Consider the following 25,880-nt stretch of genomic DNA (forward strand, 5'->3'; position numbering starts at 1 on the left):
TAACGCGGCACGTTCGCTGCCGCCAGTGCGATCTTCAGCCAAGGCACGATACATATGACAAGGGCCGGTACTGCGAGTTGCAGCACCGGCCCCGAAATTAGCCGCTTCAGTCTCTTAGAACGAGAACAGCAGGCCGGCAGTTGCGCGGGTCGAATCGAACGATACGGTGTCCACGCCAAGACGCAGCTTCATGCCGGATGCGCCAACGCCGAATTCAGCGCCAGCACCCACAAGGAAGTCACCGTCGGATGTATCAATGCCGGCGGGAACCGGCGCACCGATGATTTCTTCAAGGTCGAGTTTGACTTCCTGATATCCGCCACGAACATAAACCTTGGTGTTGGGGTTTACGCTGTAAGCGAGACGTCCGGCAGCGCCATATTCGCTGTCGATAGCGCCAGTACCGATGTGATAGTTCACTTCGCCGCCGATCGAAAGATCGCCGCCGATAGGAACATCAATCCCGGCGAGACCGCCGAAAATCGCGCCGTCGTCCTTGATGTCGCTTCCGATGCCAAGATCGTGATAGCCGGCAGATGCGCCGATATAAGGTTGTGCGGGGCCGGCGTCTTGCGCCGAAGCTACTGCCGGAACAGAGGCAAGCGCCGCAGCGCCGATTGCGAGAAAAATCTTCGAGTTCATTGTTTATTCCAATCTTTTATCGTGGGCCGATTCTGCAGCCAAACACCTATTGCGCTTGCGCAGATTGCACAGGAGTGAATGGAATATTGCGCTCAAATGAACGAATCGAAAAGTGTCTTACGCTTGCAACACTCTGCCGGATTTTACGCCCTGAGCCGCCATCCGGTTTTGAATATATAGCTGATGACAACAATACAGACGGTCAGGAACCCGATGGTGAGGCCAAACGACACCCATATGTCGACATCCGAACTGCCGTAAAATGTCCAGCGCAGGCCATTTACCAGATAGACGATCGGATTGAACATGGCGATCGTACCCCACGGTTCGGGCAGCATGTCGATCGAATAGAATGTCCCGCCCAGAAATGTCAGCGGGACCAGGAACAGTTGCGGGATGATGCCCAGCCGTTCGAAACTGTCCGCCCATATTCCCAGTATAAATCCGAACAGCGAAAATGCGGCCGCAACCAGCATAATATACCCGATTGCCAGCACGGGATGCGCGATGGAATAATCCACAAACAGCATGGCCGTTGTCAGGATAATTGCTGCCAGAATGAGCGATTTGGTCGCTGCTGCGCCGACAAACCCCACCAAGGTTTCGGCCACACCGACCGGGGCGGACAACAGCTCGTAAATCGTGCCGGTGAACCGCGGCATATAAATCCCGAAGCTGGCATTGGACGTGCTCTCGCTCAGCAAAGTCAAAAGCAGCAAGCCGGGCACGATAAATGCGCCGTAGCTGACGCCGTCCACCGCTTCCATGCGCGAGCCGATGGCAGCACCGAATACGATGAAATAGAGCGATGTCGTAAGCACCGGCGCCAGAATTGACTGAAATGCGGTGCGTAATGCGCGCATGACTTCCCGTTTGTATATCGACCACATCCCGCGGAAATTGAAATACATCAGCCGCGCTCCTCCACCAGATCGACGAAAATGTCTTCGAGGCTGGATTCGTGGATATCGATCCCCGTGTAATCGATACCCGCCAGCGTCAGCGCCTTTGTCAACGCGGCCACTTCCTCTTTTCCTTTGCCGGTCCCGTCACCGCCGCGATAGCAAATCTGCAACCCGTTATCGGCGATGGTGACGGGAAATTCGGCTATCGCAGCCGGCATTTCGGATAGCGGCATGGCGAGATCGATAATCGCCTCGGTGCGGCCAAGGCGCGCCATCATCGCCGATTTTTCATCAACCATCAAAATCCGGCCCTGCCTGATGATACCCACGCGGTCAGCCATTTCCTCGGCTTCCTCGATATAATGCGTGGTGAGAATGATGGTTGTGCCGCCCTCGCGCAAACGGCCGATCTGCCGCCACATCTCGCGGCGCAATTCCACATCGACGCCGGCTGTCGGCTCGTCGAGGAACAGGAGTTCCGGCTCATGCGCGAGCGCCTTGGCAATCAGCACTCTGCGCTTCATGCCGCCGGACAGGTTGCGGATTTGCTCGTCACGCTTGTCCCACAGTGAAAGCGAGCGCAAAATCTGCTCGATCTTCGCAGTATCGGGCGAAAAACCGAACAACCCGCGCGAATAGGCGACTGTGCGATAAACCGGCTCGAACATATCGGTGGCCAGTTCCTGCGGGACCAGCCCGATTCGCGCCCGCGCGCGGCGCCAGTTGCGCGACAGATCGTCGCCAAACGCGGTGATCGTGCCCGACGTTGGCCTGACCAACCCGCATACCGCCCCGATCAGCGTGGTTTTGCCCGCACCGTTAGGCCCCAGCAGTGCAAAAATTTCGCCCTTCTTGATCTGCAGATCGACACAATCAAGCGCTGTCAGCCCGCCGGAAAATGTTTTCGTCAGGCCCTGAATATCGAGGATTGTTTCCATGACACCTTGCTAAGGCAGAATGCAGCCCCCGCCTAGCGGGGAATAAGCAGCGACGAATCGCCGTAGGAGTAGAAACGGTATTCGCCCGCAATCGCGTGAGCATAAGCAGCCTGCATCCGTTCGCGCCCCATCAGCGCGCTGACCAACATGAACAGCGTACTTTTGGGCAGATGGAAATTCGTCATCAGCCCGTCGATCGCGCGAAACCGGTAGCCAGGGGTGATGAATATACTCGTATCGCCTTCAAAGCTGTGGATCACGCCATGCGGATCGGCCGCGCTTTCCAGCAATCGCAGCACTGTCGTGCCCACAGCAATCAATCGCCCGCCGTTTTGTCTGACCGCGTTGAGCCGGCGTGCAGTGGCGGCATCGATCCGGCCAAACTCGGCATGCATCAGGTGGTCGTCGGTATCGTCAGCCTTCACCGGCAGGAATGTGCCCGCCCCAACGTGCAGCGTGAGCATTTCCGTGGCGATTCCGGCATCCGCGAGTTCGGCAATCAGGTCAGGAGTGAAATGCAGCGCGGCGGTGGGGGCGGCAACTGCGCCATCCGCCTGCGCGAACATGGTCTGATAATCGGTCAGATCACGCTCGTCCGTCGGCCTTTTTCCGGCGATATACGGGGGCAGCGGCATCTTGCCTGCCCGTTCCAGCAACACTTCGACCGGCTCGTCTCCGCCGAACGCCAGAATAAAGCTGCCATCAGCGAGGCGTGTTTCGGCTATCGCGCTGACGCCGGCGGGAAATTCGACCCGCTCCCCCAAACGTAGCCGTTTGGCGTTTTTCACGAATGCCTGCCAGCGGCGCAAATCCACACGTTTGTGCAGCGTCGCGCCGATTTTTGCATCACCGCGCCGCCCCTCCAGCCGCGCGGGAATCACGCGTGTATCGTTGAATACAAGTACATCACCGCGCCGCAGCAGGGCGGGCAAATCGCCCACATGGGCATCACCGAAATCGCCCTGTGCCGGCACGACAAGCATCCGCGCGGCATCGCGCGGGCTTACCGGCCGCAAAGCTATATTTTCAGGCGGGAGATCAAAATCGAACAGGTCAACACGCATACCGCGCCTTTAGACACGGTTGCCGCAACTGACCAGATCAGGAACCTTGTGAATTGGTCAGCATGTCAGCGGTGATTTCCTGCACCGGGGTGATGGCCGGTCGGGCGACGGGCAGCGGCAGATTATCGGCTGCAATCGACGCCTGCACGATCCGATCCGGATTCTGCGGCGGTTCGCCCCGATTTATTGCATCGACAATTTCCATTCCGCTGATCACACGGCCAAAATTTGTGTAATTTCCATCAAGTGAAAAACGCGGATAGAAGACCAGGAAGAACTGGCTGTTGGCACTGTCTTCGGATTGGGCACGGGCCATCGATACAGTGCCGCGAAGATGCGGCTTCTTGTTAAATTCTGCGGCGAGATCAGGGAGCGGCGAGCCGCCCTGCCCGGTCCCCGTAGGATCACCGGTTTGCGCCATGAAACCATCAATCACGCGGTGGAAAATCACGCCATTGTAAAACCCTTGGCGGGCAAGCGTTTTCACGCGTTCCACATGCGCAGGAGCCCAGTCGGGCATGAGCCGAATGGCCACGCGTCCGCCGCTCGACAAATCGAGCAGAAGCAGGTTTTCGGGGTCTTCCTGCACATTATAATTGATCGGGGCCAGCGCCCGCTGCACCTCTGCCGTTTCGACAGCAACATCGGCAGCCGCATCGGCAACAGGCACGTCCTGCGCAAAAGCGGCACCCGGCGCGAAGCACAGCGAAAGGGCAAAACCCGTTACAATCAGGCGTTTGAACATTGGATTTCCTGCAACGTTAAGAATATTTGTTGGTCATCTAGCCGTGATGCTCTGTCGCTGCAATGAACGGTTTGACGCAGCTAGTAATCGCCCAGGCGCCCGGTTTTCTCAACCCGCGCATTCACATCTTCACACACCTGTTTGCTGACGAACGGTGCAATGTCACCGCCGAACAAGGCAATTTCTTTGACCAGTTTCGAAGCAATCGGCTGGAGCGACACGTCGGCCATCAGGAAAACCGTCTCGATGTCGTCATCGATCTGCTGGTTCATTCCGGCCATCTGGTACTCATATTCGAAATCGGCCACCGCGCGCAGACCGCGCACGATCACGCTTGCGCCCTGTTTGGCGGCAAATTTCATCAGCAGCGCGTTGAAACCGACGACTTCGACGTTGTCGATCCCCAGAGCGGCCACTTCGCGGCGGACCATATCCAGCCGTTCATCGGTTGAAAACATCGGGCTTTTTGACGGGTTTGTCGTCACGCCGATAACCAACCGGTCAACCAGTTTGGCGCCGCGGCGGATTATGTCGGCATGGCCAAGCGTTACCGGATCAAACGTGCCGGGATAAACGCCGATCCGGATTGCGTTGGAAATCTTGCCCATCAGCGGTCCCTTTCGACGATATATCTGGCCAGTGCGCGCAGCAGGTCCGCTTCCTCGCCGTAAGCTCCAAGATGGCCAACCGCCTGTTCAACCAGTGCGCGCGCCTGCCGGCGCGCATCGTCTGCGCCCATCAGTGACACGAAAGTCTGTTTGCCCTGCAATTCGTCCTTACGCAGCGCTTTACCGGCCTTTTGTTCATCACCTTCATGATCGAGCAAATCATCGGCAATCTGGAAAGCCAGCCCGATATCGCGCGCATACGCCCGCAAATGGCTGCGACCTTCAGGTGCGATTTTCCCCAGCACCGCGCCCATTTCCACCGCCGCGCCCAGCAATGCGCCGGTTTTCAACTGTTGTAGCCGGGTGACGGTATGCAGATCGTAATCCGCACCTTCCGCCGCGATATCCATCATTTGCCCGCCCGCCATACCGTCCATCCCGCTGGCAGCCGCCAACACAGAGACAAGTTCGGCGCGGGTAAACGGATCGCCGCTGGTTTCGGTTGCGGAAAGGATTTCAAACGCCAGCGCGTGCAGCGAATCGCCCGCCAACACCGCTGTCGCTTCGTCGAATTCGCGGTGCAGCGTCGGCTTGCCGTGACGCAAATCGTCATCATCCATGCACGGCAAATCATCATGGATCAGCGAATAGACATGGATCGCCTCGATCGCGCAGCCGGCACGCAATGCGGCAGCACGGTTGACGCCGAACAATTCCGCCGTAGCAACAACCAGTAGCGGCCGCACACGCTTGCCGCCGCCGATCGCGGCGTAGCGCATGGCATCAAACAGTCTGGCACGCGAATCGTCGGGAACGGGCAGGAAACCGTCGAAGGCGGAATCGACCTCGGCCTGGATCTTTCGCAGGCCCTCGGCCAGAATATCACTTTCGACTTCGGCTACCGGCACCGGTTCAGCCCTCCGCATCGAACGGCGCGGTCCCCGAAGGTTTCCCGTCCGGTCCGGTGACAATCTTGTCGATCCGTGCCTGCGCCGCGTCCAGCCGCGCCTGACAATGCCCGCGCAGTTTCTCGCCGCGTTCGTACAGCGCGATGGAATCGTCCAGCGCAACTTCACCGCTTTCGAGCTTGCGGACGACTTCCTCCAACGCGCGCAATGCGTCTTCGAAGGTCATTTGCGAAATGTCGTTCTCGGGCTGGGTCATTGCGGCAAAGCATTGACCAGACAGAGCCGCGCGGTCAAGCTGCGCGCTAACAGGAGAAAGACCTATGCAGTGGATTGTCGCCTATATTGCCGCAGCGATTGCCTTCGGTGTGCTGGACGCGATGTGGCTCGGTTGGGCCGGACCCAATTTCTATCGCCCGAAACTGGGCGATATGCTGGCGGAAAATTTCCGCATGGCGCCTGCGCTGGTGTTTTACGCAATCTATATTGCGGGAATGGTCTGGTTTGCGATCAAACCGGGAATTTTGTCGGGCAACGTGCTCACCGCCACGCTTAACGGCGCGCTGCTGGGGGGCCTGTGTTACGCGACTTACGATCTGACCAGTCAGGCCGTCCTGAAAACATGGTCCACCAGCATCACTGTCGCCGACATAGCGTGGGGCGCTTTTGCCACCGCGGTTGCCAGCAGCATTGGCGCGTGGGCCGCAATGAAATTGAGCTGAGCGGGTGTTTATAGGTCATTGGGCGCCCGCGCTGGCGGCGGCGGCTGTCAGCCCCCGTGCGCCAAAGCTGGGAACGCTGTTCATCGCCGCCCAGCTGGTTGACTGGGGCTTTGCCGTGTTCGCCTTACTGGGCATCGAGAAAATGCGGATCGTCCCCGGCATCACTGTGATGAACCCGATGGACCTTTATCATATGCCGTTTACCCACAGCCTGCTGGGCACCCTGGGATGGGCGGCTGCGTTTGCGGCGCTGATTTTTGCGTTTAGCAGGGACAAGCAAGCCGCACTGGTCGGCGGCGCTGTGGTCATTTCTCACTGGGTGCTGGATCTGCTGGTGCACCGGCCTGATCTGACGCTGGCGGGCGGCGGGCCCAAACTCGGCTTCGGCTTGTGGAATTACCCTGCAATAGAAATCCCGCTTGAGCTGGCGATCACCTTTGGCGCACTGTTCTGGTATCATAAGCGCACACGCGGGCCTGTCGGACCGGTGCTGGTTCTGGGCGCCGTGCTGTTCCTGTTCCAGATGATCAGCTGGTTCGGGCCGCAACCCACCGTCATTGGACCTGCGTTGTTTATCGCGGGGATGGCGGCCTTTGCCCTGATCACGCTCATCGCGATGTGGGTGGGGAGAACCCGCAAGCATCTGGCGGCACGGGGGTAGCGACTCCGCGCGGGCATCGCTAAAGCCCGCGCATGTCAGACAGCGCAAAGCAGATCACACCTGAAGTCGTCGAACAGCACGGCTTCAACGAAGAAGAATATCAGCGTGTGTTTCACGCCTTGGGGCGCGAACCCAATATGGTCGAGCTTGGGATATTCTCTGTCATGTGGTCGGAGCATTGCAGCTATAAATCATCGCGCTTCCACCTGAAGAAACTGCCCACGCAGGCCCCTTGGGTAATTTGCGGTCCGGGCGAAAATGCCGGTGTTATCGATATCGGCGATAATCAGGCGGCGATCTTCAAGATGGAAAGCCACAACCACCCCTCCTACATCGAGCCTTACCAGGGCGCGGCGACGGGCGTTGGCGGCATATTGCGCGATGTGTTCACCATGGGCGCGCGGCCGGTCGCAAACCTCAACGCGTTGCGATTTGGCCGCCCCGATCACCCCAAGATGAAACATCTTGTAAAGGGCGTTGTCGCGGGTATCGGCGGATATGGCAATTGCGTGGGCGTGCCGACAGTGGGCGGCGAAACCAACTTCGACCCCGCCTATGACGGCAATATCCTCGTCAATGCGATGACCGTGGGCGTCGCGGATCAGGACAGGATTTTCTACAGCGCGGCGACCGGCGTGGGCAATCCCATCGTCTATGTCGGCAGCAAGACGGGCCGCGACGGAATTCATGGTGCGACCATGGCCAGCGCGGACTTCGGCGACGATATCGAGGAAAAGCGCCCCACAGTGCAGGTCGGGGATCCCTTCGTCGAAAAACTGCTGATCGAAGCCTGTCTGGAATTGATGGCAACCGATGCCATCGTGGCGATCCAGGATATGGGCGCAGCGGGGCTGACCTCCTCCAGCGTCGAAATGGCGACCAATGGCAAGACCGGCATCCGGCTGGACATGAGCGCGGTCCCCTGCCGCGAAGAGGGCATGACGCCGTATGAAATGATGCTGTCCGAAAGCCAGGAGCGGATGCTCATGGTGCTGAAACCCGGCAAGGAAGCCATGGCCGAGGCGATCTTCACCAAGTGGGAGCTGGATTTCGCGGTGATCGGCGAAGTCACCGATACGCAGCGGATGGAGCTGATCTTCGAAGGCGAGACGGTATGCGACATTCCATTGGGGCCACTGGCCGGCGATGCACCCGAATATGAGCGGCCTTATGTGTCCAAAGAGGAATATAAGGTGTGGGCGAAGGTCAAACCGCTGGGCGATATTCCCGAAAGCACCGACATTGGCGCGGATTTGCTCAAGATGATGGCCAGCCCTGCGCTCGCCAGCAGGCGGTGGATCTGGGAGCAATATGACAGCCAGGTCGGCGCGGATACGCTGCAAACCGGCGGCGACGCGGCCGTGGTGCGTGTGCATGGCACACCAAAGGCGCTGGCGATGACCACCGATTGCACCCCGCGCTATTGCTATGCCGATCCCTATGAAGGCGGCAAGCAGGCGGTGGCAGAGGCGTATCGGAACCTGTGTGCAGTCGGCGCAAGGCCGCTGGCGATCACCAATTGCCTCAACTTCGGCAACCCGCAGCGCCCTGAAATCATGGCGCAATTCGTCGGTTGTCTTGAAGGAATGGGCGAAGCCTGCCGCGCGCTCGATTTCCCGATCGTAAGCGGAAACGTGTCGCTGTATAACGAAAGCAAGGCCACCGGCGGCGGTAGCGCGATTTTGCCGACACCCGCGATTGGCGGGGTCGGAATTCTGGAGGATTACTCCAAAATGGCCCGCACCGGATTTGCTGCGCCCGATCTGCAAATCCTGCTGATTGGCGACGGCACGCACGATCTGGGCCAATCGCTCTGGTTGAAGGAACTGCACGGTATCCAGGCGGGCGATCCGCCGCAGGTCAATCTTTCGCGCGAACGCGCCGCGGGCGAACTGGTGCGCCAGTTGATCGACAGCGCGCTGATCTGGTCGGTGCACGATGTGTCCGATGGCGGGGTGGCGGTGGCCTGTGCCGAAATGGCGCTGGCGGGCGGCATCGGGTGCAAACTGGATTCGATCTACGATGTCGCTGCCGAATGGTTCAATGAAATCCAGGGGGTTTATATCGTCACTTCGATGAACGGCGCGCAGGTTGCGGCAGAGGCCCACCGTAAGGGACTATATTGCACCGCGCTGGGCTATACCGGCGGCGATGCCATCGTTTTCGAAGGTCCGTTCTCCGCCAGTGCTGTCCCGCTCGCCGACCTCCGCGAGGCCAGCGACAGCTTCTTCCGCGACTGGATGGCTACGTGAGCGAAGGCTTCCAGCCCTACCCCAAACTGCCCGAACTCTCGGACGAAGAGCGAATTGCCCGCGCCAAGGCTGCATTCGAGCGGCTGAAAATGCGCCGCTCGTGCCGCGAGTTTACCGACGCGCCGGTGCCGCGTGAAATTATTGAAAACGCTATCCGCGCCGCCGGTACCGCGCCCAATGGCGCCAACCATCAGCCATGGCATTTCGCGGTGATTGGTTCAGCGGATAAAAAACGCGCGATCCGCGAGGCGGCGGAGGCGGAGGAGCGCAGGTTCTACGGCGTGGACGGAAATGATCCCAAAGCAAGCGACGATTGGCTCGCCGCGCTTGCTCCCATCGGGACCGATGACAAAAAACCGTTTCTCGAAACCGCGCCCTGGCTGATCGTCTGTTTTGCCCAGCGCAAGGGCGGGCTTGCGGAAGACGGCGAAACGCAGAATTACTACGTGAACGAAAGCGTCGGAATTGCCTGCGGAATGCTGATTGCTACATTGCACGAAGCGGGCCTCGCCACGCTGACGCACACGCCCTCACCCATGGGGTTCCTGCGCGATATTTGCGAGCGCCCGAAAGATGAAAAGGCGCTGATGATCGTGGTCGCAGGCCATGCCGCAGCCGATGCGATGGTGCCCGATCATGCGCTGAAGAAAAAACCGCTGACGCAAATCGCCAGCTGGCTCTGATCAAGCCGTCAGCAGCAAATCGTAGGGGTTTATACCTTCCGATTTCCAGATTGCGTGACATTTTTCGTATGTCACCGGCGGCGTGATGTTGAATTCCTTGCGGACTTCGTCAAGCGGCCGCGCCAGCAATTCCCTGATCGACAAATCGGCGATACGCGGGCAGGCCTTGCCCTGCTTTTGCGCTTCGCGAACCGCAGCGATTACCGGTGCCTTGCTGTTCACGGTCTTGCGCATGTTGAATCCGCCGGCATAGGCGATAAACAAATTGGCAAGCCCGCCATTCTGGCCATAGGTGAACGCCAGCACACATTGTTCGCCCAGCGCATCGCGGCTGTATCCGGTCAACACGTGCAGCAAATCATGCGTGTCACGGTAGCGGTTGAGATACCATTCGAACAAATCGCCAAACAAGGGCCGGTCACCCATGAACTGGTCATATTCGGCTACCAGTCCGGCTGCGCTCAGCCCCTGGCTTTCCATGAAATGCAGATAGGCGTGGGCCACACTGCCTTCGGGCAATTTGCGCAAGGCGTCATGATCGTCGAGCATTGGCGGCAGATAGGGCTCGCTGGCACGGATGCGCTGTCCTTCTTCGCTCAGGTTGAATTTGCGCGCGCGCGGGATCAGGTCGCTCGAAGGCAGGGATTCGAAAATCTTGAATACCTCGGCGGTATTCTCCTTGTCCTTCAGCAATTCGCGAAAGTGGTTCCATGCCTTGATCGGGCGCTTACGCAGCAGCGGGCGGTCAGGGTGGAACAATAGCGTACCGTCCGGGCCGGTTTCAGCCGCGGTGCCGATGGTCGGAGTTGTGAGTGCCTGTGTCATGATGTCCTCCGCTTACTTACACAAGTGTTAATAAGCAATGACCGCTGAAAGTCAATCCTGTTTTGCAACCCATTCATTTTGCGGGATACCAAACAGTTTCAGCACTGCGGTCAGATCACCCCGATCAATCCAGCCATCCGCCCGCGTGCGGGCCACCGGTTTCGCCATAAACGCCAGCCCGAAGTCGGCAGCCTTCAGCATCGGCACATCGTTGGCGCCGTCGCCCAGCCCCAGCGACACGGCATTGTCGCCCAGCTTCGCCATTTCGGCGCGCAGTGTCTGTTCCTTGGTCGAAGCATCGCTGATCGGCCCCTCCAGTTCGCCGGTCAATGTACCGTCCGCCACCGCCAAGCGGTTGCCCGCCACATGGTCGAAACCAAGGTCATGTGCGACCGGATCGGCAAAATGATGAAAACCGCCTGTCACCAACACAGTGCGGCATCCCTTTGACCGCAGAGTCGCGACAAGCGTTCTGGCCCCCGTCATCGGTTCGATCCGTTCGGCCAGACATTGGCCAATTGCGCTCTCCGCCAGCCCTTCGAGCAATCCGACCCGCTCTCGCAAGGCGGCTTCGAATTCGATTTCACCGCGCATGGCCCGTTCGGTAATGGCGGAGATTTTCTCTTTCAGTCCGGCGAAATCGGCCAGCTCGTCAATGCACTCGGCCTTGATCATGGTCGAATCCATGTCGGACACCAGCAATTGCGGAATGCGGATATCGGTTTCGCTGACCAGCAAGTCGGACGGCACGAAATTTTCGTCTATAACGCGCCGCAGCACGCCCGCGTCACCGCCGGGCAGGCTTAATTGCAGCACATCGCCGCAAAAATCGAGCATGCCGGCCTCTGCAACAACCATGCCTTCTGCGGCCAAATCACGCACTGCTTTATCGAGCCTTGCCTCAAGCCCCCCTGCATCTGCTATCAGCCGCGCAATGAGCATGTCTGAAACTCCTGAAATTCCCGGCGACCGGCCGCCGCTGGCGCTCATCGCAGGGCCGACCGCGAGCGGCAAGAGCCATTTGGCGGTCCGATTGGCGAAGGCTGTGGAAGCGCGCGGCGGAACGGCAACGATAATCAATTGCGACAGCGCGCAGGTCTATGCCGGTCTTTCGGTCTTGAGCGCACGCCCATCTGCCGAGGAAATGGGCGGCATCGAACACCGCCTGTTCGGCAGCTGGGACGGAGCGACCGCGTGCTCCGCGGCAGATTGGGCCGCGAAGGCAAAGCGCGCAATCGCTGACGTGCAGCTTTCCGGCGGTGTGCCGATACTGGTGGGCGGGACAGGGCTGTATATACGAACCCTGCTCGACGGGATTGCGCCCATTCCGCAAATCGATCCCGCAATTCGCGCGGCCGTTCGCGCGCTGCCGCAGTCCGCCGCCCGCAAAGCGCTGGAAAGCGAAGATCCCCGATCCGCTTCGCGGCTTGCCCCGGCGGACACATCGCGCACTTGCCGCGCGCTGGAAGTGGTCCGATCCACCGGCAGGACAATGGCGCAATGGCACGGCGAAATGGCTGGCGGCATCAGTGGTGATGTATCCCTGTACCCGCTGATCCTGCGGCCTGACCGCAGCAAATTGCAGGCCCGCTGCGACGAACGGTTTGTCGCCATGCTGGATAATGGCGCAGCCGGAGAAGTGGCCGCTCTGATGAAACGCGGTCTCGACCCCGCGCTGCCCGTGATGCGCGCCATCGGGGTGCGCGAAATTGCCGCCTGGCAGGACGGCGAACTGACGCGCGAGGCGATGATTGCCGCAGGCCAGCTTTCGACCCGGCAATATGCCAAACGGCAATATACCTGGTTTCGCAACCAGCCGCCCGCAGATTGGCCGACGGACGAGTCTCATAATTGCGCATTAGAGCTTTATTTTGATGCATTATTACATAATTAGGCATTGACACGATATAATAATACCCGTACCGCAGACATCCAGTTGGCCCGGCGTTTCCCTTTCGCCGGGCCGCTTTTTATTTCAGGAGCTTCCCATGTCGGGCGCCGACAATATGCCAGATGCATCGCAGCCAGCCGAATTGAGTGGCGCACAAATTCTAGTAGAAAGCCTGGTCCGGCAGGGGGTCGAATTTGTTTTCGGTTATCCCGGCGGTGCCGTTCTGCCGATATATGACGAACTGTTCGAAGAACCGCGCATCCGCCATATTCTGGTACGCGCCGAAGCGGGCGCCGCCCATGCTGCAGAAGGGTACGCCCGTTCGACCGGCAAGCCCGGCGTGGTGCTTGTGACATCGGGGCCCGGCGCGACCAACGCGGTCACCGGGATTGCCGATGCTTTCATGGACTCGATCCCGATGGTCATCATCACCGGGCAGGTTGCAACCGGCCTGATCGGGACAGATGCGTTTCAGGAAGCCGACACGATCGGCATCACGCGCCACTGCACAAAACACAATTATCTGGTCAAAGACCCCGCTGCGCTGGGCCCCACAATCGCCGAAGCTTTCCGGATTGCAACCACCGGCCGGCCCGGCCCCGTGCTGGTCGATATTCCCAAGGATGTTCAGGTCGCGCTGGCGGACTGGGACGGTGCAGCAGGCCCCGCCCCGCTGGCATCCTCGCGTTACCAGCCGCGTATGGCAGCAGAAGACCACGAAATTGCCGCTGCAATCGAAATGATCGCGGGCGCGGCGGCTCCGGTGTTTTATACCGGCGGCGGGATCATCAATTCCGGCCCCGAGGCATCACGGCTGCTGCGCCGCCTTCAGCAATTGACCGGTGCGCCCGTCACATCCACCTTGATGGGGCTTGGCGCGTTCCCCGCCGATCATCCCGATTGGCTCGGGATGCTCGGAATGCATGGCACTTATGAAGCCAACATGGCGATGAACCGCTGCGATGTGATGGTGAATATCGGCGCCCGGTTCGATGACCGCGTGACCGGCCGGCTCGACGCATTTTCGCCCGATTCCAGAAAAATCCATATCGACATCGACCGGGCATCGATCAACAAGATCATTCCTGTGGAACTTGGCATCGTCGGTGATTGCGCCACTGTTCTGGAGCAGTTGATTGCCGCGTGGGGCAAACGCAAAGCGGCGGATCTTGGCGAATGGCAGGCGCGCATCGCGGGCTGGCGTGCGCGCCAGTCGCTGGCGTTTGTCGAAAAGCCCGACGAAATCATGCCGCAAAAAGCTGTCGAGCGGCTGTTTGCGCTGACCAGGGACAAAGATCCGATCATCACCACCGAAGTCGGCCAGCACCAGATGTGGGCGGCGCAATATTTCGGCTTTTTCGGGCCCAACAAATGGCTCACCAGCGGCGGGCTCGGCACGATGGGATACGGCCTGCCCGCAGCCATCGGCGCGCAATTGGGGCATCCCGAAGCGCTGGTGATCGATATCGCCGGCGAGGCGTCGATCCAGATGAACATCCAGGAACTGGGCACCGCCAGCCAATACCGCCTGCCGGTCAAGATTTTCATCCTCAACAATGAATATATGGGCATGGTCCGCCAATGGCAGGAACTGACCTACGAAAGCCGTTATTCCAACAGCTATTCGGACAGCCTGCCCGATTTTGTCGCGCTGGCCGAAGCTTACGGGTGGAAAGGCATCCGCATCACGAATGAAAGCGAACTCGACGCCGGTATCGAGGCGATGATGGCGCATGACGGGCCGGTAATTGTCGATTGCCAAGTGTCGAAAGACGCCAATTGTTTCCCGATGATCCCCAGCGGCGCGGCGCATACCGATATGCTGATGCCCGGCGATGTGGCCAGCGGCACGATGGACGATGAAGCAAAGGCGCTGGTTTGATGCATATTCGCGAACAGGAATCCGAGCGTCACGTCCTCACAGTCGTCGTCGATAACGAAGCCGGGATTCTGGCGCGGATCGCGGGGATGTTCACCGCGCGCGGTTATAATATCGACAGTCTTACAGTGGCCGACATTTCCGAAGATCATCAGGTCAGCCGGATTACTATCGCCACCAACGGACCGCCCCCGGTGATCGACCAGATCCGCGCGCAGCTTGAACGGCTGGTCCCGGTGCACAAGGTCACCGATCTCACCGAAGCCGGCCCGCATGTGGAACGCGAACTGGCGCTGGTTAAAGTCGCCGGGGTCGGGGATGCCCGGGTAGAAGCCTTGCGCCTGAGCGAAGTGTTCCGCGCCAGCATCGTCGATGTGACCACCAGCAGCTTTATTTTCGAATTGACCGGCACGCCCGACAAGATCGACAATTTCATCGCCTTGATGCGCGAATTGGGACTGGTCGAAGTTGGCCGGACGGGCGTTGCGGGCATGACCCGCGGCGCCGACAAAGATTGAATTCAATGTTAGTGCACAGCGCACCACAGAAGGACGAAAAATGAAAGTTTACTACGACGCCGATGCGGACCTGAAACTGGTAACCGGCAAGAAAATCGCCATCGTGGGTTATGGCAGCCAGGGCCATGCCCACGCCCAGAACCTGCGCGACAGCGGAGTGGGCGAAGTGGCAATTGCGCTGCGCGAAGGGTCCGCGACCGCGAAAAAGGCCGAAGAAGCCGGGTTCAAGGTGATGACCAACACCGAAGCCGCAAAATGGGCCGACATTCTCATGATGCTCGCCCCTGACGAGCATCAGGCGGCCATCTGGGCTGACGATATTGCCGGAAACATGAAAGACGGCGCAGCCCTCGCCTTCGCGCATGGGCTGAATGTTCACTTCGGCCTGATCGAACCGCCTGCGAACATCGACGTCATCATGATCGCGCCCAAGGGTCCGGGCCATACCGTCCGCAGCGAATATCAGCGCGGCGGCGGTGTGCCCTGCCTGATTGCGGTCCATCAGGACGCCAGCGGCAACGCGCATGACGTTGCGCTGGCCTATGCCAGCGGCGTCGGCGGGGGACGGTCAGGCATTATCGAAACCAACTTCAAGGAAGAATGCGAAACCGACCTGTTCGGCGAACAAGCCGTTCTGTGCGGCGGCATCACCCATTTGATCCAGGCCGGCTTCGAAACGCTGGTCGAGGCCGGATACGCGCCCGAAATGGCTTATTTCGAATGCCTCCACGAAACCAAGCTGATCGTCGATCTGCTGTATGAAGGCGGCATCGCCAACATGCGCTATTCGATCAGCAACACCGCAGAATATGGCGATATCAAAACCGGCCCGCGCATCATTACCGATGAAACCAAAGCCGAAATGAAGCGCGTGCTGGCGGACATCCAGTCGGGCCGCTTCGTCAAGGATTTCGTGCTCGACAACCGCGCCGGACAGCCCGAATTAAAAGCAAGCCGCAAGGCCGCCGAGGCGCATCCGATCGAAAAGACCGGCGCCGAACTGCGCGCGATGATGCCGTGGATCAGCGCCAACAAGCTGGTTGATAAAGCTAAAAACTGACCTGCCCGCTCTGATCGAATGCAGCGCTTGCCTTTGCCGCAATTTCCGGCAAAGGTAAGCGGCATGATCTGTAACAAACTGTCGCTGCTACGACTAACGCGCCCTTGGGCGTGATCTGACGCGTGCCGAACGGGCGCGCAGTCGCCCAAGGGATTAACTCTCCGCAAGCCAGTCCAGCGAACAGTTACGAGACAATTTATGCCCATGCTCAGCGATCCTTCGGTAAAGTACCGGCCGTTTCCGCAAATCCATTTGCCCGACCGCCAATGGCCGGCACGCACAATCACCGCCCCGCCCCGCTGGCTTTCCACCGATCTGCGCGACGGCAACCAGTCAATCATCGATCCGATGGATGCGGCAAGGAAACGCCGCTTCTTCGATCTGCTGGTCAAAATCGGCATCAAGGAAATCGAAGTGGGTTTCCCCAGTGCGGGTGCAACAGAATTCGATTTCATATCCGGGCTCGTCAAGTCAGGCCGCATTCCGGATGATGTGATGGTGCAGGTGCTAACCCAGTCACGCGAAGATCTGATCCGGACCAGTTTCGAAAGCCTGTCGGGCGCCAGTTCCGCTATCGTCCATCTGTATAATGCAGTCAGTCCTGCATGGCGGCAGATCGTGTTCAATATGGACAAGGATCAGGTCCGCGACATTGCCGTTAAGGGCGCAAAAATAATGCGCGACGAGGCTGCAAAACGTCCGGGCACCGACTGGTATTTCCAATATAGTCCCGAAACATTTTCAACCGCCGAAATCGATTTCAGCCTCGAGGTCTGCGAAGCGGTGATGGAGGTTTTGCAGCCCACACCAGACCATCCAATTATCTTCAATCTGCCCGCCACCGTGGAAGCCGCCACGCCCAATATCTACGCCGACCAGATCGAATATTTTGGCAATAATCTGCCGAATCGCAGCTCTGCGGTGATCAGCCTGCACACGCATAATGATCGCGGAACGGGTGTTGCCGCAGCAGAGCTTGGCCTGATGGCAGGCGCCGACCGGATCGAAGGCTGCCTGTTTGGCAACGGTGAGCGCACGGGTAATTGCTGCCTGGTGACAGTCGCGCTCAACATGTACACGCAAGGCATTGATCCCAAGATTGATTTCTCCGATATCGACGATGTGATCGAGACGGTCGAATATTGTAACGAGCTGCCCGTCCACCAGCGCCATCCCTATGGCGGCGAGCTGGTTTTCACCGCATTTTCGGGCAGCCATCAGGATGCGATCAAAAAAGGATTTGCCGCGCAGGATGCGCAGAACGACCAGTTGTGGCGGGTGCCCTATCTGCCGATCGATCCGGCCGATCTGGGCCGCGATTACGAAGCGGTTATCCGCGTCAATTCGCAAAGCGGCAAAGGCGGCTTCGCATGGGTGCTCGAACAGGGGCACGGCCTGAAACTGCCCAAGAAACTGCAATCCGATTTTGCACCGCATGTTCAGCTGACAGCCGATAAACTAGGCCGCGAGCTGGAGGCGGAGGATATCTGGCAGGTGTTCCGCCAGGCGTATCACATCCAGACACCGCACAAACGGTTTCAGCTTGTCGAATATGAGGAAAAACGCACCGCCGATGGTGTCCGCTTGTTTGCCGGAACGATAGAGGTGGACGGCGAGGCGCAAAGCGTAACCGGACGCGGCAACGGACTGATATCATCGGTGATTGCGACGCTGCGCGACGGCTTCGGTATCGAACTCGAAGTGTCGGATTATTCGGAACACGCACTATCGAAGGGCTCGCTGGCGCAGGCCGCAGCTTATGTCCAGTGCCAAACCGAAGATGGCCGGACAGTGTGGGGTGTCGGCATAGACGAGGACGTTTCGACTGCCAGCGTGCGTGCAGTCATCAGCGCGGCAAATTCGGCACAGATGGCCGGTTGAGTGTGGGATTTCCTACGCACCGCATTCGGGCTAAGATCAGCATGATGATTTCTCTCGTGCCTTACAGGAATCTGTCACCCATCGATGAAGCCAGCCAATTAACTGGGATAAATAGACAATACTGATCTTTTTGCAGAGTTACACGGTGTAACTAGTGTAACCCTGAAGATATTTCCGGAGAGGGAAAAACATGACCGAGACGATCCTGGAACCCGAACTGGCCATTATCGATCCGCATCATCATTTGTGGGATTTGCGGCCCATGCTGCCCGCATTCCCCGAACCGCGTCATCCGTTCATCGAAACCATCGTTGGCGCACCCTATTACGGGTTTGACGCATTGCAGGCCGACACGCGCGGCGGGCTGGAAGGCGGCCACAATATAATCGCCACCGTATTCATGGAGTGCGGCGCATTTTACGATGCTTCGGCGGAAACAGCATTCAAGCCGGTTGGCGAGGTTGAATATGTCAACGGCGTCGCGGCGCAGGGCGCCAGCGGACTTTACGGTAACTATCGCCCCTGCGCGGGCATCGTGGGCCACGCGGATCTGACGCTGGGCGACAAGGCAAAGCCCGTGCTGGAGGAACTGGAAGCCGCCGGCAACGGCCGCTTCAAGGGTATCCGACACAGTGCCGCATGGGACGCCGATCCGGCAACTCTGGGCCCGCCGTTCAGCGCGCCCGAAGGGCTTTATCTGGATGCGAAATTCCGCGAGGGATTTGCGCTGCTGGGTGAAATGGGGCTGACGTTCGATGCTTGGCTGCTGGAGCCCCAGCTGGGTGACATAATCGATCTGGCGCGCGCGTTTCCCGACCAGCCCATCATGCTCGACCATTGCGGCGGACCGCTCAACATTGCCGGATATCACGGTAAACTCGCTGAAAATTTCGATCGTTGGCGCGGTTCGATCAGGACGCTTGCCCAATGCCCCAATGTCAGTGTGAAACTGGGCGGTCTCGCCATGGCCTTTGCCGGTATGCCCGACAAAGGTCCCGCTGCCGCAACAGGTTCCGAAGTGCTGGCGGCCATGTGGCGGCCCTATGTTGAAACCTGCATCGATGCGTTCGGCACCGGACGCGCGATGTTTGAAAGCAATTATCCGGTCGATCGCTGGGGCGCGACGTATGATGTTCTGTGGAACGCCTTCAAACGTCTGTCGTCCGGCGCTTCGGATGATGACAAGGCGGCGTTGTTTGCGGGCAATGCAGCGCGGTTTTACGGCATCGAGGATTTGCCGGGCTGACGGCGCTATCGACAAGCCGTGACCGCCGCTTTAGGGCGCGTTTAACTGAACGATTAAATCCATCCGGAGCCGCCTATGTCCCTGCCTGCCCCATTCGACCGTTTGCGCATCCCCGTCATCGGTTCACCGCTGTTTATCGTCAGCGGGCCCGAACTGGTTATCGCGCAGTGCAAGGCAGGTATCATCGGCAGTTTCCCCGCGCTCAACGCACGGCCTTCGGGCGTGCTTGACGAATGGCTCAATCGGATCACCGAAGAACTTGCCGCGCATGACCGTGACAATCCTGATCGCCCTTCGGCGCCGTTCGCAGTCAACCAGATCGTCCACCGCAGCAACAACCGGCTCGGCGAAGACATGGAAGTCTGCGCCAGATGGAAGGTGCCGATGGTTATCACATCGCTTGGCGCGCGCGAAGAAATCTTCAAAGCCGTCAGTGATTGGGGCGGCATCACTTTGCACGATGTGATCAACGACCGTTTCGCGCGCAAGGCGATCGAAAAGGGCGCAACCGGGCTGATCCCTGTTGCAGCGGGTGCTGGCGGCCACGCGGGTACGCTGTCGCCATTTGCACTGATGCAGGAAATTCGCAGCTGGTTTGATGGGCTGGTCGCCTTGTCGGGCTCGATCTCGCATGGCCGATCGGTGCTCGCGGCTCAGGCGATGGGCGCGGACTTCGGCTATATCGGGTCGCCCTGGATCGCAACCAGGGAAGCCAATGCCGATCAGGCGTATAAGGACAGCATCGTTGAAAGCCGGGCGAGCGATATTGTCTATTCCAACCTGTTTACCGGCGTTCACGGCAACTATCTGCGCTCGTCCATCGAAGCGGCTGGCCTCGACCCGGACAATCTGCCCGAAAGCGACCCGAGCCAGATGAACTTCGGGTCCGGAGGGAACAGCGAGGCCAAGGCATGGAAAGACATCTGGGGATCAGGCCAGGGTGTGGGCATGGTCGATTCAATCGATAGCGTGGCTGACCGTGTGGATCGGCTGGAGCGGGAATATAACGAAGCAAGACAGGAACTTGCGCGAAAATCCTGAACCTTAGTCAGACGGACTCGATATGTCGGTCGCCGACCAGAGTTTCTCCGCCATATCATCGAGCTGTGCAAAATCACGCCCGGCTCGCAGCGGATCTTTGCGGTTCCGTACGATGGGATAAGGCTGCGCCAACAGCAATTGCAGCCGCAGCGCGCGTTGCAAAAGGGCCAGCTGCTGGCGAGCATCGCAGGCCGCTTGCGCCGGTTCGCGGCGCCTGGTTGCCAGCCAACGGAGTTCGACTTGCGAGACCCGCTCGGCGACCATCACGGAATATTGCCGGTGCGGACCCCGGTGGAGCGGGAGACGCGACCTTGCCGCAGCCATTTCATTTGCCGGCAGCAGCATCCCGTTTTCGCGAAAATCATCGAGGCGAACCGGGCAAACGCCTATCGCGCCAAACATCGCACCGAACATTTTGCGGCTCACCAATTGCCGCGGTAAAAGGTGGTGGCGTTGCAGTTCGGGATCGTGACCGGGCAACCCTGCCCGATTGACTTGGCGGAATGGAAGCCTGGTCCGCGCCACGCCGCCGCCTTCCGAACGCGCGCCGGAAATCACGGATTTGGTCTCAATCCCTGGCAAGCGTGAAATAACGCTGATTAGCCGACACATCCAGGCGCAGTCTCTCGCCGCTCATACCTTCGAACTTCAACGGCTCGTGAATCGGGCCCTCTTCGATCAGAGAATCGATCAATCGCGATGCGACTTTGGTGGCCGAAATCCGGTCAGCCGCGATTTCGGGTGCGATTCGTAACTCCCGATCGAGAAAAAAGCTCAGCCCTTCACTTTGCAACGCGCCGTCTAACGCCGGGCGGAGCGAAACCAGGCCAAGCGAGGGGAACGGCCCACCCTTCATCCACTCATTGACGATGGTCTGAAAATACTTGCGGCCCATCCAACTGCGCGCCGGGCGCCAACATATGCCCACGCAGCCCTCGATCTCGCTCAACTGCGCCGCGAGATCGAGCAATGCGCGGACCACCGGCAAGGTGTTTTCTGTCCCGGCAAGATGCGGACCAGCGGTGATTGGCAAGGCAGCCAGACTGGAAGTTGGCCATGTCTGATCCATCTGAAACAGATTTTCGCCGCGCGAGACCGGCAATGCATCCGCCGGGCGCAGGCCCGTAATGTCGAAAGTCATCCCCCCGTGCAAAATTTCCAGCCAACCCTGCCTGGCGCCTGCACTTTCGTTGGCAGCGTCATTGGGATTGTTGTGGGCATTTTCGTGGAGATTGTCATTGGACCGGGGATCATGGCTGACCGACAATCGGCCAGTCGATGCGACATCCGCCATTGCGGCCATATCGGGCACCGACACAGCGTCGCAAAGGAGTGCCAGATTGTACCCGTCGTCTGCTGAGCCATGATTGACGATACGATGTTTTCTCTTCCGAGCCTGAAATGTCAGTATTTTTACTGACGTCAAATTGGATACTAGTCGAGTCCATTACTGGTAATCAGGTCTGAAATGGATGCAACAAAATCAGTCACCCGTCGGCCACCAGTCAAAACACACCAAGTTTAAGTCCTTGCGAAAGCACAGCACCCAGCTCTTCGCACAGCACTTTTGCAGCCGCGGGTAATTTCTTGGGTGCCAGTATTGCAGACCCTGTCTGAGCGTTGAAATTGATGATCAGGGGATCAGCCACCCGCCTCAGCCGCCAGCCGGTGGCAATCCGGTCAATCTGCCTTTGCGCCCCTTCTCCATCGGAACCGGCGGCTATCGCGGTTGCGTAAGGCCTCCCCTCGATCTGCCCGAGAAGCGGATAATAATTCCGATCGAACATCTCTTTCATTTCTCCGCTCATCGCCGCGAGGTTTTCGGGGCAGATAAATAGATAGCCCCCCGCGGCAAGCAAATCGCCGGAATCCACGTCCGATGCCCGTAACATTATCGCGTCGCCGGCCGCTGAGCTGGCTGCAGCACGCGCCATGGCCTTGCTCGCCCCGGTTCGGCTGTGCCAGATAATCAGGAGCTTGCGGGGTCTTTCCATAAGACTGAACATCGCCGTCAGCTGTCGATTGTCAACTTGCATGCACTATGCGCGCGCAGTCCGCTGCGATAGAATGAATAAATGGAAACCCATCCGGCACACACCGTTCTAGGCGTCACGAGGTCCATCAGCGGCAAGGCCTGGGTATGGCGCGGCGGCAATATGTCGATGGGCGGTGATGCGGGAGGAACGGCTGACGATATCGAAGCCCAGCTGCTGATATCCCGCGGGGTAGCGCGCGAAGATCTGGACCGACATCGGAATCCGTCGTTACGCGAATTTCTGCCCGACCCGTCGCAGTTCCAGGATATGGAAGCAGCCGCCGAGCGGATTGCACAGGCCATATTGGGTCAGGAAAAAGTCACGGTTTACGGTGACTATGATGTCGATGGAGCAACCAGCGCGGCCTTGCTCGTCCGGCTGCTGGCTATGCTCGGGCTGGAGGCAGAATTTTACATTCCCGACCGCCTGCTCGAAGGATACGGACCATCCGGCGAAGCGCTGGTCAAGCTTGGCAAACAGGGGTCGAGCCTGATTGTCACGGTCGATTGCGGCGCGATGGCGCATGATGCATTGGCGCAGGCTTACGATGCCGGCATCGATGTGATCGTGGTGGACCATCACAAATGTTCGGCCGAATTGCCCCGCGCCGCTGCACTGGTAAATCCGAACCGGCTGGACGAAAATGATATCGCCGCATCGCATGGCCATCTGGCCGCTGTCGGGGTGGCATTTCTGCTTGCGATAGCCCTTACACGCACGCTTCGGCAGCGCGGTTTTTTCGCAGACAGAAACGAACCGGACCTGTTTTCTCTGCTGGACCTTGTCGCGCTCGGGACTGTTGCCGATGTTGCGGCACTCCACGGCCTGAACAGGGCGATGGTCGCGCAAGGGTTGAAGGTGATGGCGCGGCGCGAAAACGTCGGGTTGGCTGCCTTGATTGATGCAAGCAGACTCAACCGCGCTCCCGTTTGCAGCGATCTGGGTTTTGCGCTTGGACCGCGGATAAACGCCGGCGGGAGGGTTGGGGAATCGACTCTGGGTGTGCGCTTGCTCATTACTTCGGACCCGGACGAGGCGCGTGACATTGCCGGCCAGCTTTCAAGCCTCAACGAAGATCGGCGCGCAATCGAGGCACTGGTCCAGCGCGAGGCAGAAGATATGCTGCCTGCGCAGCACAACCGCGCAGTTTCGATTCTGGCAGGCCGCGGCTGGCATCCTGGTGTCATCGGAATTGTCGCGGGACGGATAAAGGAAAAGACGGGCAAGCCAGCAATCGTGATCGCACTGGATAGCGTTACGGGCATTGGCAAGGGGTCTGGCCGCTCGATTTCGGGCGTGGATCTGGGCGCGGCGATTATCACCGCCCGGGAGAAGGGTTTGCTGGTCGCAGGCGGCGGTCACGCCATGGCAGCTGGCCTTACAATAAACGGCGATACATTTGATGAATTTGCCGACTGGATCGACGACAATCTTGGAGTAGCGGTCGCACGTGCTTCGGAAAAGCAAACCATGCAGCTTGATCTGTCGCTCACACCGCGGGGTCTGGCACCGCTGCTTGTGGAGCGTTTGGAGAGTGCCGGCCCTTACGGTGTCGGTTGGCCCGGCCCGCGGATAGCAGTGGGACCAGTGCATTTGATCAAGGCAGATATTGTCGGGACGGACCATGTGCGGTTGATCGCTGGCGGCGATGACGGGGCGTCTTTCAAAGCGATCGCATTCCGTGCGGCCGAAACCGAAATGGGACAAGCACTTCTACATGGCTCAAAAGGCCGGAAATTGTGGCTGGCAGGGCGCGCAAAGATTGATGATTGGGGCAGCCAGCCGCAGGCAGAACTGCACCTTGAAGACGCTGCTTGGGCCGATTGAAAAATTCCCTCAAAGCAGGGCTTGACCCAGCGCCATACCAGCCGTAGATGCGCGGCCTGCCATCGGTATGGCCCCTTCGTCTAGCGGTTAGGACGCGGCCCTTTCACGGCTGAAACACGGGTTCGATTCCCGTAGGGGTCACCACGGCCATATCGGCAAATCGCCAATGGTCCCGGTCCAGACATTCCACCAAACCCAGCGCGGCTCGCTCAGAACTGGCAGGTCGCTGTCCTGCCTGAACGCCATGGCGGTGACAAAATGCCGGCTTTATCGGTTTGCAGACTGGCGAAGGCTGGTCAGCATGGCTAAGGGCGGTTTCGATGATGAAATCCAGACCGTTTCCTTGGCCCGGGTTTGCCCTGGCGGTTCTGGGCGGCCTTGCCATGCTGGTGTCGGGCGTCAACATCATTCTGGTCGCTGCAATATTGATTGTCTGGACGGGGTCCCTGTGGCTGCCGTCGCCGACACCGGAAATACAGCCAACCAGCACGGCAAAACAGGCTATCAGCCAGGCCGGCATTTCCGAATTGATCGAACCTTTCATGACTCCCCTGCTTATCCTCGAGCGGGGCAGAATTGCTGTCGCCAACCGTGCTGCCCGAGAATTACTGGGCGCGCATATTTCCGGCCAAGATGCCCGCGTGGCATTTCGCCACCCTGATGCCATCGCGATCATCGACGGGGATGATGATATCGCGATAACCGTCTCCGGAATCACAGGTCCCGGAACCGTCTGGGAAATGTCCCGCAGACGCATCAACCGGCAATATGCGATTATCGAAATGGCTGACCGGACGAGCGAGGCCGATATTAGCCGGGTGCACACCGATTTTGTTGCCAATGCCAGCCATGAACTTCGCACACCGCTCGCATCCATAATCGGGTATGTGGAAACGTTGCTGGACGAAGATGATCCGGTCGAACCGGCAACAGCAAAAAAGTTTCATACCACTGTCCTGCGCGAGGCGAAGCGGTTGCAATCACTTGTATCCGACCTGATGTCGCTATCGCGGGTGGAGGCGGAAAAACGGGATCGGCCGAATGACCAGGTCGAACTTGGCGCTTTGGTGCGGCAGGCGTCACTTGATGCGATCGGGCCCGACCGGTCGGAGCGTCTCGTGTTTGTTCTGCCCGACGAAGCGGCATTGATTGATGGTGACCGGCGCCAGCTGGAACAACTGGTCCGCAATCTGGTCGATAATGCCGACAAATATGGTGCACCTGATAAGCCGGTTACTCTGTCGATCATTTGTGATGACCAGAAAGCTGTCCTGATCGTGACCGATGAAGGCGAAGGTATCGACTCGCGCCATATACCCCACCTGACCCGGCGTTTTTACAGGACCGATCCAGGCCGCAGCAGAGCAGCCGGCGGAACAGGCCTGGGACTGGCCATCGTAAAGCATATTGTGGAACGACACCGCGGAAGCCTCGACATCATAAGCGAGAGAGGTAAGGGCACCAGCGTAACCGTACAATTTCCCAAGTCGAAAGGCTCAAAGTAGCGCGTGTCATGAAGCTGTCACATTACTCCAACAACGGGCGACGAGA

General features: G+C 59.0%; 26 protein-coding genes and 1 tRNA gene. 14 read left to right on the forward strand and 13 right to left on the reverse strand.

The genetic code is table 11. The features are described 5' to 3' along the window. Nucleotides 1-114: 114 nt before the first annotated feature. The 8 genes from WFP06_RS07365 to WFP06_RS07400 all read right to left on the reverse strand — a co-directional run bounded on the left by WFP06_RS07365 (nt 115) and on the right by WFP06_RS07400 (nt 6,066). Entirely contained in the window at nt 115-642 is a 528-nt protein-coding gene (locus tag WFP06_RS07365) for an outer membrane beta-barrel protein (RefSeq protein ID WP_336986571.1), read from the reverse strand. 143 nt (nt 643-785) lie between these two features. Continuing rightward, a complete protein-coding gene (locus WFP06_RS07370) occupies nt 786-1,553 on the reverse strand; it encodes an ABC transporter permease (RefSeq protein WP_336986572.1) in 768 nt (255 codons plus the stop codon). Further along, nucleotides 1,553-2,485: an ABC transporter ATP-binding protein gene (locus WFP06_RS07375; RefSeq protein WP_336986573.1), complete on the reverse strand. Its 933-nt coding sequence runs from the start codon at nt 2,483-2,485 to the stop codon at nt 1,553-1,555. The genes WFP06_RS07370 and WFP06_RS07375 overlap by 1 nt, the downstream gene beginning before the upstream one ends. A 32-nt stretch (nt 2,486-2,517) precedes the next feature. After that, nucleotides 2,518-3,549, reverse strand: coding sequence for a tRNA preQ1(34) S-adenosylmethionine ribosyltransferase-isomerase QueA (gene queA, locus WFP06_RS07380; protein ID WP_336986574.1), 1,032 nt, complete (start codon nt 3,547-3,549; stop codon nt 2,518-2,520). Between the two features lie 37 nt (nt 3,550-3,586). Further along, on the reverse strand, nt 3,587-4,294 hold the full coding sequence (locus WFP06_RS07385; protein WP_336986575.1) for a peptidylprolyl isomerase: 708 nt from the start codon (nt 4,292-4,294) through the stop codon (nt 3,587-3,589). Between the two features lie 80 nt (nt 4,295-4,374). Continuing rightward, entirely contained in the window at nt 4,375-4,902 is a 528-nt protein-coding gene (gene coaD, locus WFP06_RS07390; protein ID WP_336986576.1) for a pantetheine-phosphate adenylyltransferase, read from the reverse strand. Then, the gene (locus WFP06_RS07395; RefSeq protein WP_336986577.1) at nt 4,902-5,828 is read right to left on the reverse strand and encodes a polyprenyl synthetase family protein; all 927 of its coding nucleotides are present in this window, start codon (nt 5,826-5,828) and stop codon (nt 4,902-4,904) included. Before WFP06_RS07395 ends, coaD begins: the two co-directional genes overlap by 1 nt. Next, entirely contained in the window at nt 5,815-6,066 is a 252-nt protein-coding gene (locus tag WFP06_RS07400) for an exodeoxyribonuclease VII small subunit (protein ID WP_336986578.1), read from the reverse strand. The genes WFP06_RS07395 and WFP06_RS07400 overlap by 14 nt, the downstream gene beginning before the upstream one ends. Nucleotides 6,067-6,130: 64 nt before the next feature. On the opposite strand from WFP06_RS07400, the gene WFP06_RS07405 reads away from it, so the two are divergent. The 4 genes from WFP06_RS07405 to WFP06_RS07420 are packed head-to-tail and all read left to right on the forward strand — an operon-like array spanning nt 6,131 to nt 10,125. Next, nucleotides 6,131-6,529 carry a DUF2177 family protein gene (locus tag WFP06_RS07405; RefSeq protein ID WP_336986579.1) on the forward strand — a complete coding sequence of 133 codons (399 nt, stop codon included), beginning with the start codon at nt 6,131-6,133 and terminating at the stop codon, nt 6,527-6,529. A 4-nt stretch (nt 6,530-6,533) separates the two neighbouring features. Continuing rightward, on the forward strand, nt 6,534-7,190 hold the full coding sequence (locus WFP06_RS07410; RefSeq protein WP_336986580.1) for a hypothetical protein: 657 nt from the start codon (nt 6,534-6,536) through the stop codon (nt 7,188-7,190). Nucleotides 7,191-7,222: 32 nt separating this feature from the next. Next, complete coding sequence (gene purL, locus WFP06_RS07415) at nt 7,223-9,442, forward strand: phosphoribosylformylglycinamidine synthase subunit PurL (RefSeq protein WP_336986581.1); 2,220 nt, start codon at nt 7,223-7,225, stop codon at nt 9,440-9,442. After that, nucleotides 9,439-10,125 (forward strand): nitroreductase family protein, encoded by a 687-nt coding sequence (locus WFP06_RS07420; RefSeq protein WP_336986582.1) that lies wholly within the window; start codon nt 9,439-9,441, stop codon nt 10,123-10,125. The genes purL and WFP06_RS07420 overlap by 4 nt, the downstream gene beginning before the upstream one ends. Here WFP06_RS07420 and WFP06_RS07425 read toward each other — a convergent pair whose 3' ends face one another. Further along, on the reverse strand, nt 10,126-10,950 hold the full coding sequence (locus tag WFP06_RS07425; RefSeq protein ID WP_336986583.1) for a Coq4 family protein: 825 nt from the start codon (nt 10,948-10,950) through the stop codon (nt 10,126-10,128). A 51-nt stretch (nt 10,951-11,001) separates the two neighbouring features. After that, entirely contained in the window at nt 11,002-11,892 is an 891-nt protein-coding gene (serB, locus tag WFP06_RS07430; RefSeq protein ID WP_336986584.1) for a phosphoserine phosphatase SerB, read from the reverse strand. Between serB and miaA the strand changes: the two genes are divergently transcribed. The 7 genes from miaA (at nt 11,885) to WFP06_RS07465 (ending at nt 20,466) form a co-directional block, all read left to right on the forward strand. After that, on the forward strand, nt 11,885-12,844 hold the full coding sequence (gene miaA / locus WFP06_RS07435; RefSeq protein ID WP_336986585.1) for a tRNA (adenosine(37)-N6)-dimethylallyltransferase MiaA: 960 nt from the start codon (nt 11,885-11,887) through the stop codon (nt 12,842-12,844). The two genes, serB and miaA, sit on opposite strands and share 8 nt — an antisense overlap. A 94-nt stretch (nt 12,845-12,938) precedes the next feature. Beyond that, nucleotides 12,939-14,723 carry a biosynthetic-type acetolactate synthase large subunit gene (ilvB, locus tag WFP06_RS07440; protein WP_336986586.1) on the forward strand — a complete coding sequence of 595 codons (1,785 nt, stop codon included), beginning with the start codon at nt 12,939-12,941 and terminating at the stop codon, nt 14,721-14,723. Next, nucleotides 14,723-15,238 carry an acetolactate synthase small subunit gene (gene ilvN / locus WFP06_RS07445; RefSeq protein ID WP_336986587.1) on the forward strand — a complete coding sequence of 172 codons (516 nt, stop codon included), beginning with the start codon at nt 14,723-14,725 and terminating at the stop codon, nt 15,236-15,238. Before ilvB ends, ilvN begins: the two co-directional genes overlap by 1 nt. 40 nt (nt 15,239-15,278) lie before the next feature. Next, nucleotides 15,279-16,298: a ketol-acid reductoisomerase gene (gene ilvC, locus WFP06_RS07450; RefSeq protein WP_336986588.1), complete on the forward strand. Its 1,020-nt coding sequence runs from the start codon at nt 15,279-15,281 to the stop codon at nt 16,296-16,298. A gap of 198 nt (nt 16,299-16,496) precedes the next feature. Further along, nucleotides 16,497-18,179 (forward strand): 2-isopropylmalate synthase, encoded by a 1,683-nt coding sequence (leuA, locus tag WFP06_RS07455; RefSeq protein WP_336986589.1) that lies wholly within the window; start codon nt 16,497-16,499, stop codon nt 18,177-18,179. 190 nt (nt 18,180-18,369) lie between these two features. Further along, a complete protein-coding gene (locus WFP06_RS07460; RefSeq protein ID WP_336986590.1) occupies nt 18,370-19,425 on the forward strand; it encodes an amidohydrolase family protein in 1,056 nt (351 codons plus the stop codon). Nucleotides 19,426-19,500: 75 nt separating this feature from the next. Further along, on the forward strand, nt 19,501-20,466 hold the full coding sequence (locus WFP06_RS07465) for an NAD(P)H-dependent flavin oxidoreductase (RefSeq protein WP_336986591.1): 966 nt from the start codon (nt 19,501-19,503) through the stop codon (nt 20,464-20,466). A 3-nt stretch (nt 20,467-20,469) separates the two neighbouring features. Here the strand turns inward: WFP06_RS07465 and WFP06_RS07470 are convergent, their stop codons facing one another. The 3 genes from WFP06_RS07470 to WFP06_RS07480 form a co-directional block, all read right to left on the reverse strand. Continuing rightward, nucleotides 20,470-20,991, reverse strand: coding sequence for an AHH domain-containing protein (locus WFP06_RS07470; protein WP_336986592.1), 522 nt, complete (start codon nt 20,989-20,991; stop codon nt 20,470-20,472). A gap of 43 nt (nt 20,992-21,034) precedes the next feature. Further along, nucleotides 21,035-21,769, reverse strand: a complete 735-nt coding sequence (locus WFP06_RS07475) for a hypothetical protein (RefSeq protein WP_336986593.1) — start codon at nt 21,767-21,769, stop codon at nt 21,035-21,037. A 202-nt stretch (nt 21,770-21,971) separates the two neighbouring features. Continuing rightward, nucleotides 21,972-22,460 (reverse strand): flavodoxin family protein, encoded by a 489-nt coding sequence (locus WFP06_RS07480; protein ID WP_336986594.1) that lies wholly within the window; start codon nt 22,458-22,460, stop codon nt 21,972-21,974. Between the two features lie 81 nt (nt 22,461-22,541). Between WFP06_RS07480 and recJ the strand changes: the two genes are divergently transcribed. The 3 genes from recJ (at nt 22,542) to WFP06_RS07495 (ending at nt 25,834) form a co-directional block, all read left to right on the forward strand. After that, entirely contained in the window at nt 22,542-24,329 is a 1,788-nt protein-coding gene (gene recJ, locus WFP06_RS07485; protein WP_336986595.1) for a single-stranded-DNA-specific exonuclease RecJ, read from the forward strand. Nucleotides 24,330-24,398: 69 nt separating this feature from the next. Continuing rightward, a tRNA-Glu gene (locus WFP06_RS07490) sits at nt 24,399-24,473 on the forward strand. Nucleotides 24,474-24,649: 176 nt separating this feature from the next. After that, nucleotides 24,650-25,834 carry a sensor histidine kinase gene (locus WFP06_RS07495; protein ID WP_336986596.1) on the forward strand — a complete coding sequence of 395 codons (1,185 nt, stop codon included), beginning with the start codon at nt 24,650-24,652 and terminating at the stop codon, nt 25,832-25,834. Nucleotides 25,835-25,880: the final 46 nt, after the last annotated feature.

It is taken from the genome of Altererythrobacter aquiaggeris, assembly GCF_037154015.1.
Classification (GTDB): domain Bacteria; phylum Pseudomonadota; class Alphaproteobacteria; order Sphingomonadales; family Sphingomonadaceae; genus Aestuarierythrobacter; species Aestuarierythrobacter aquiaggeris.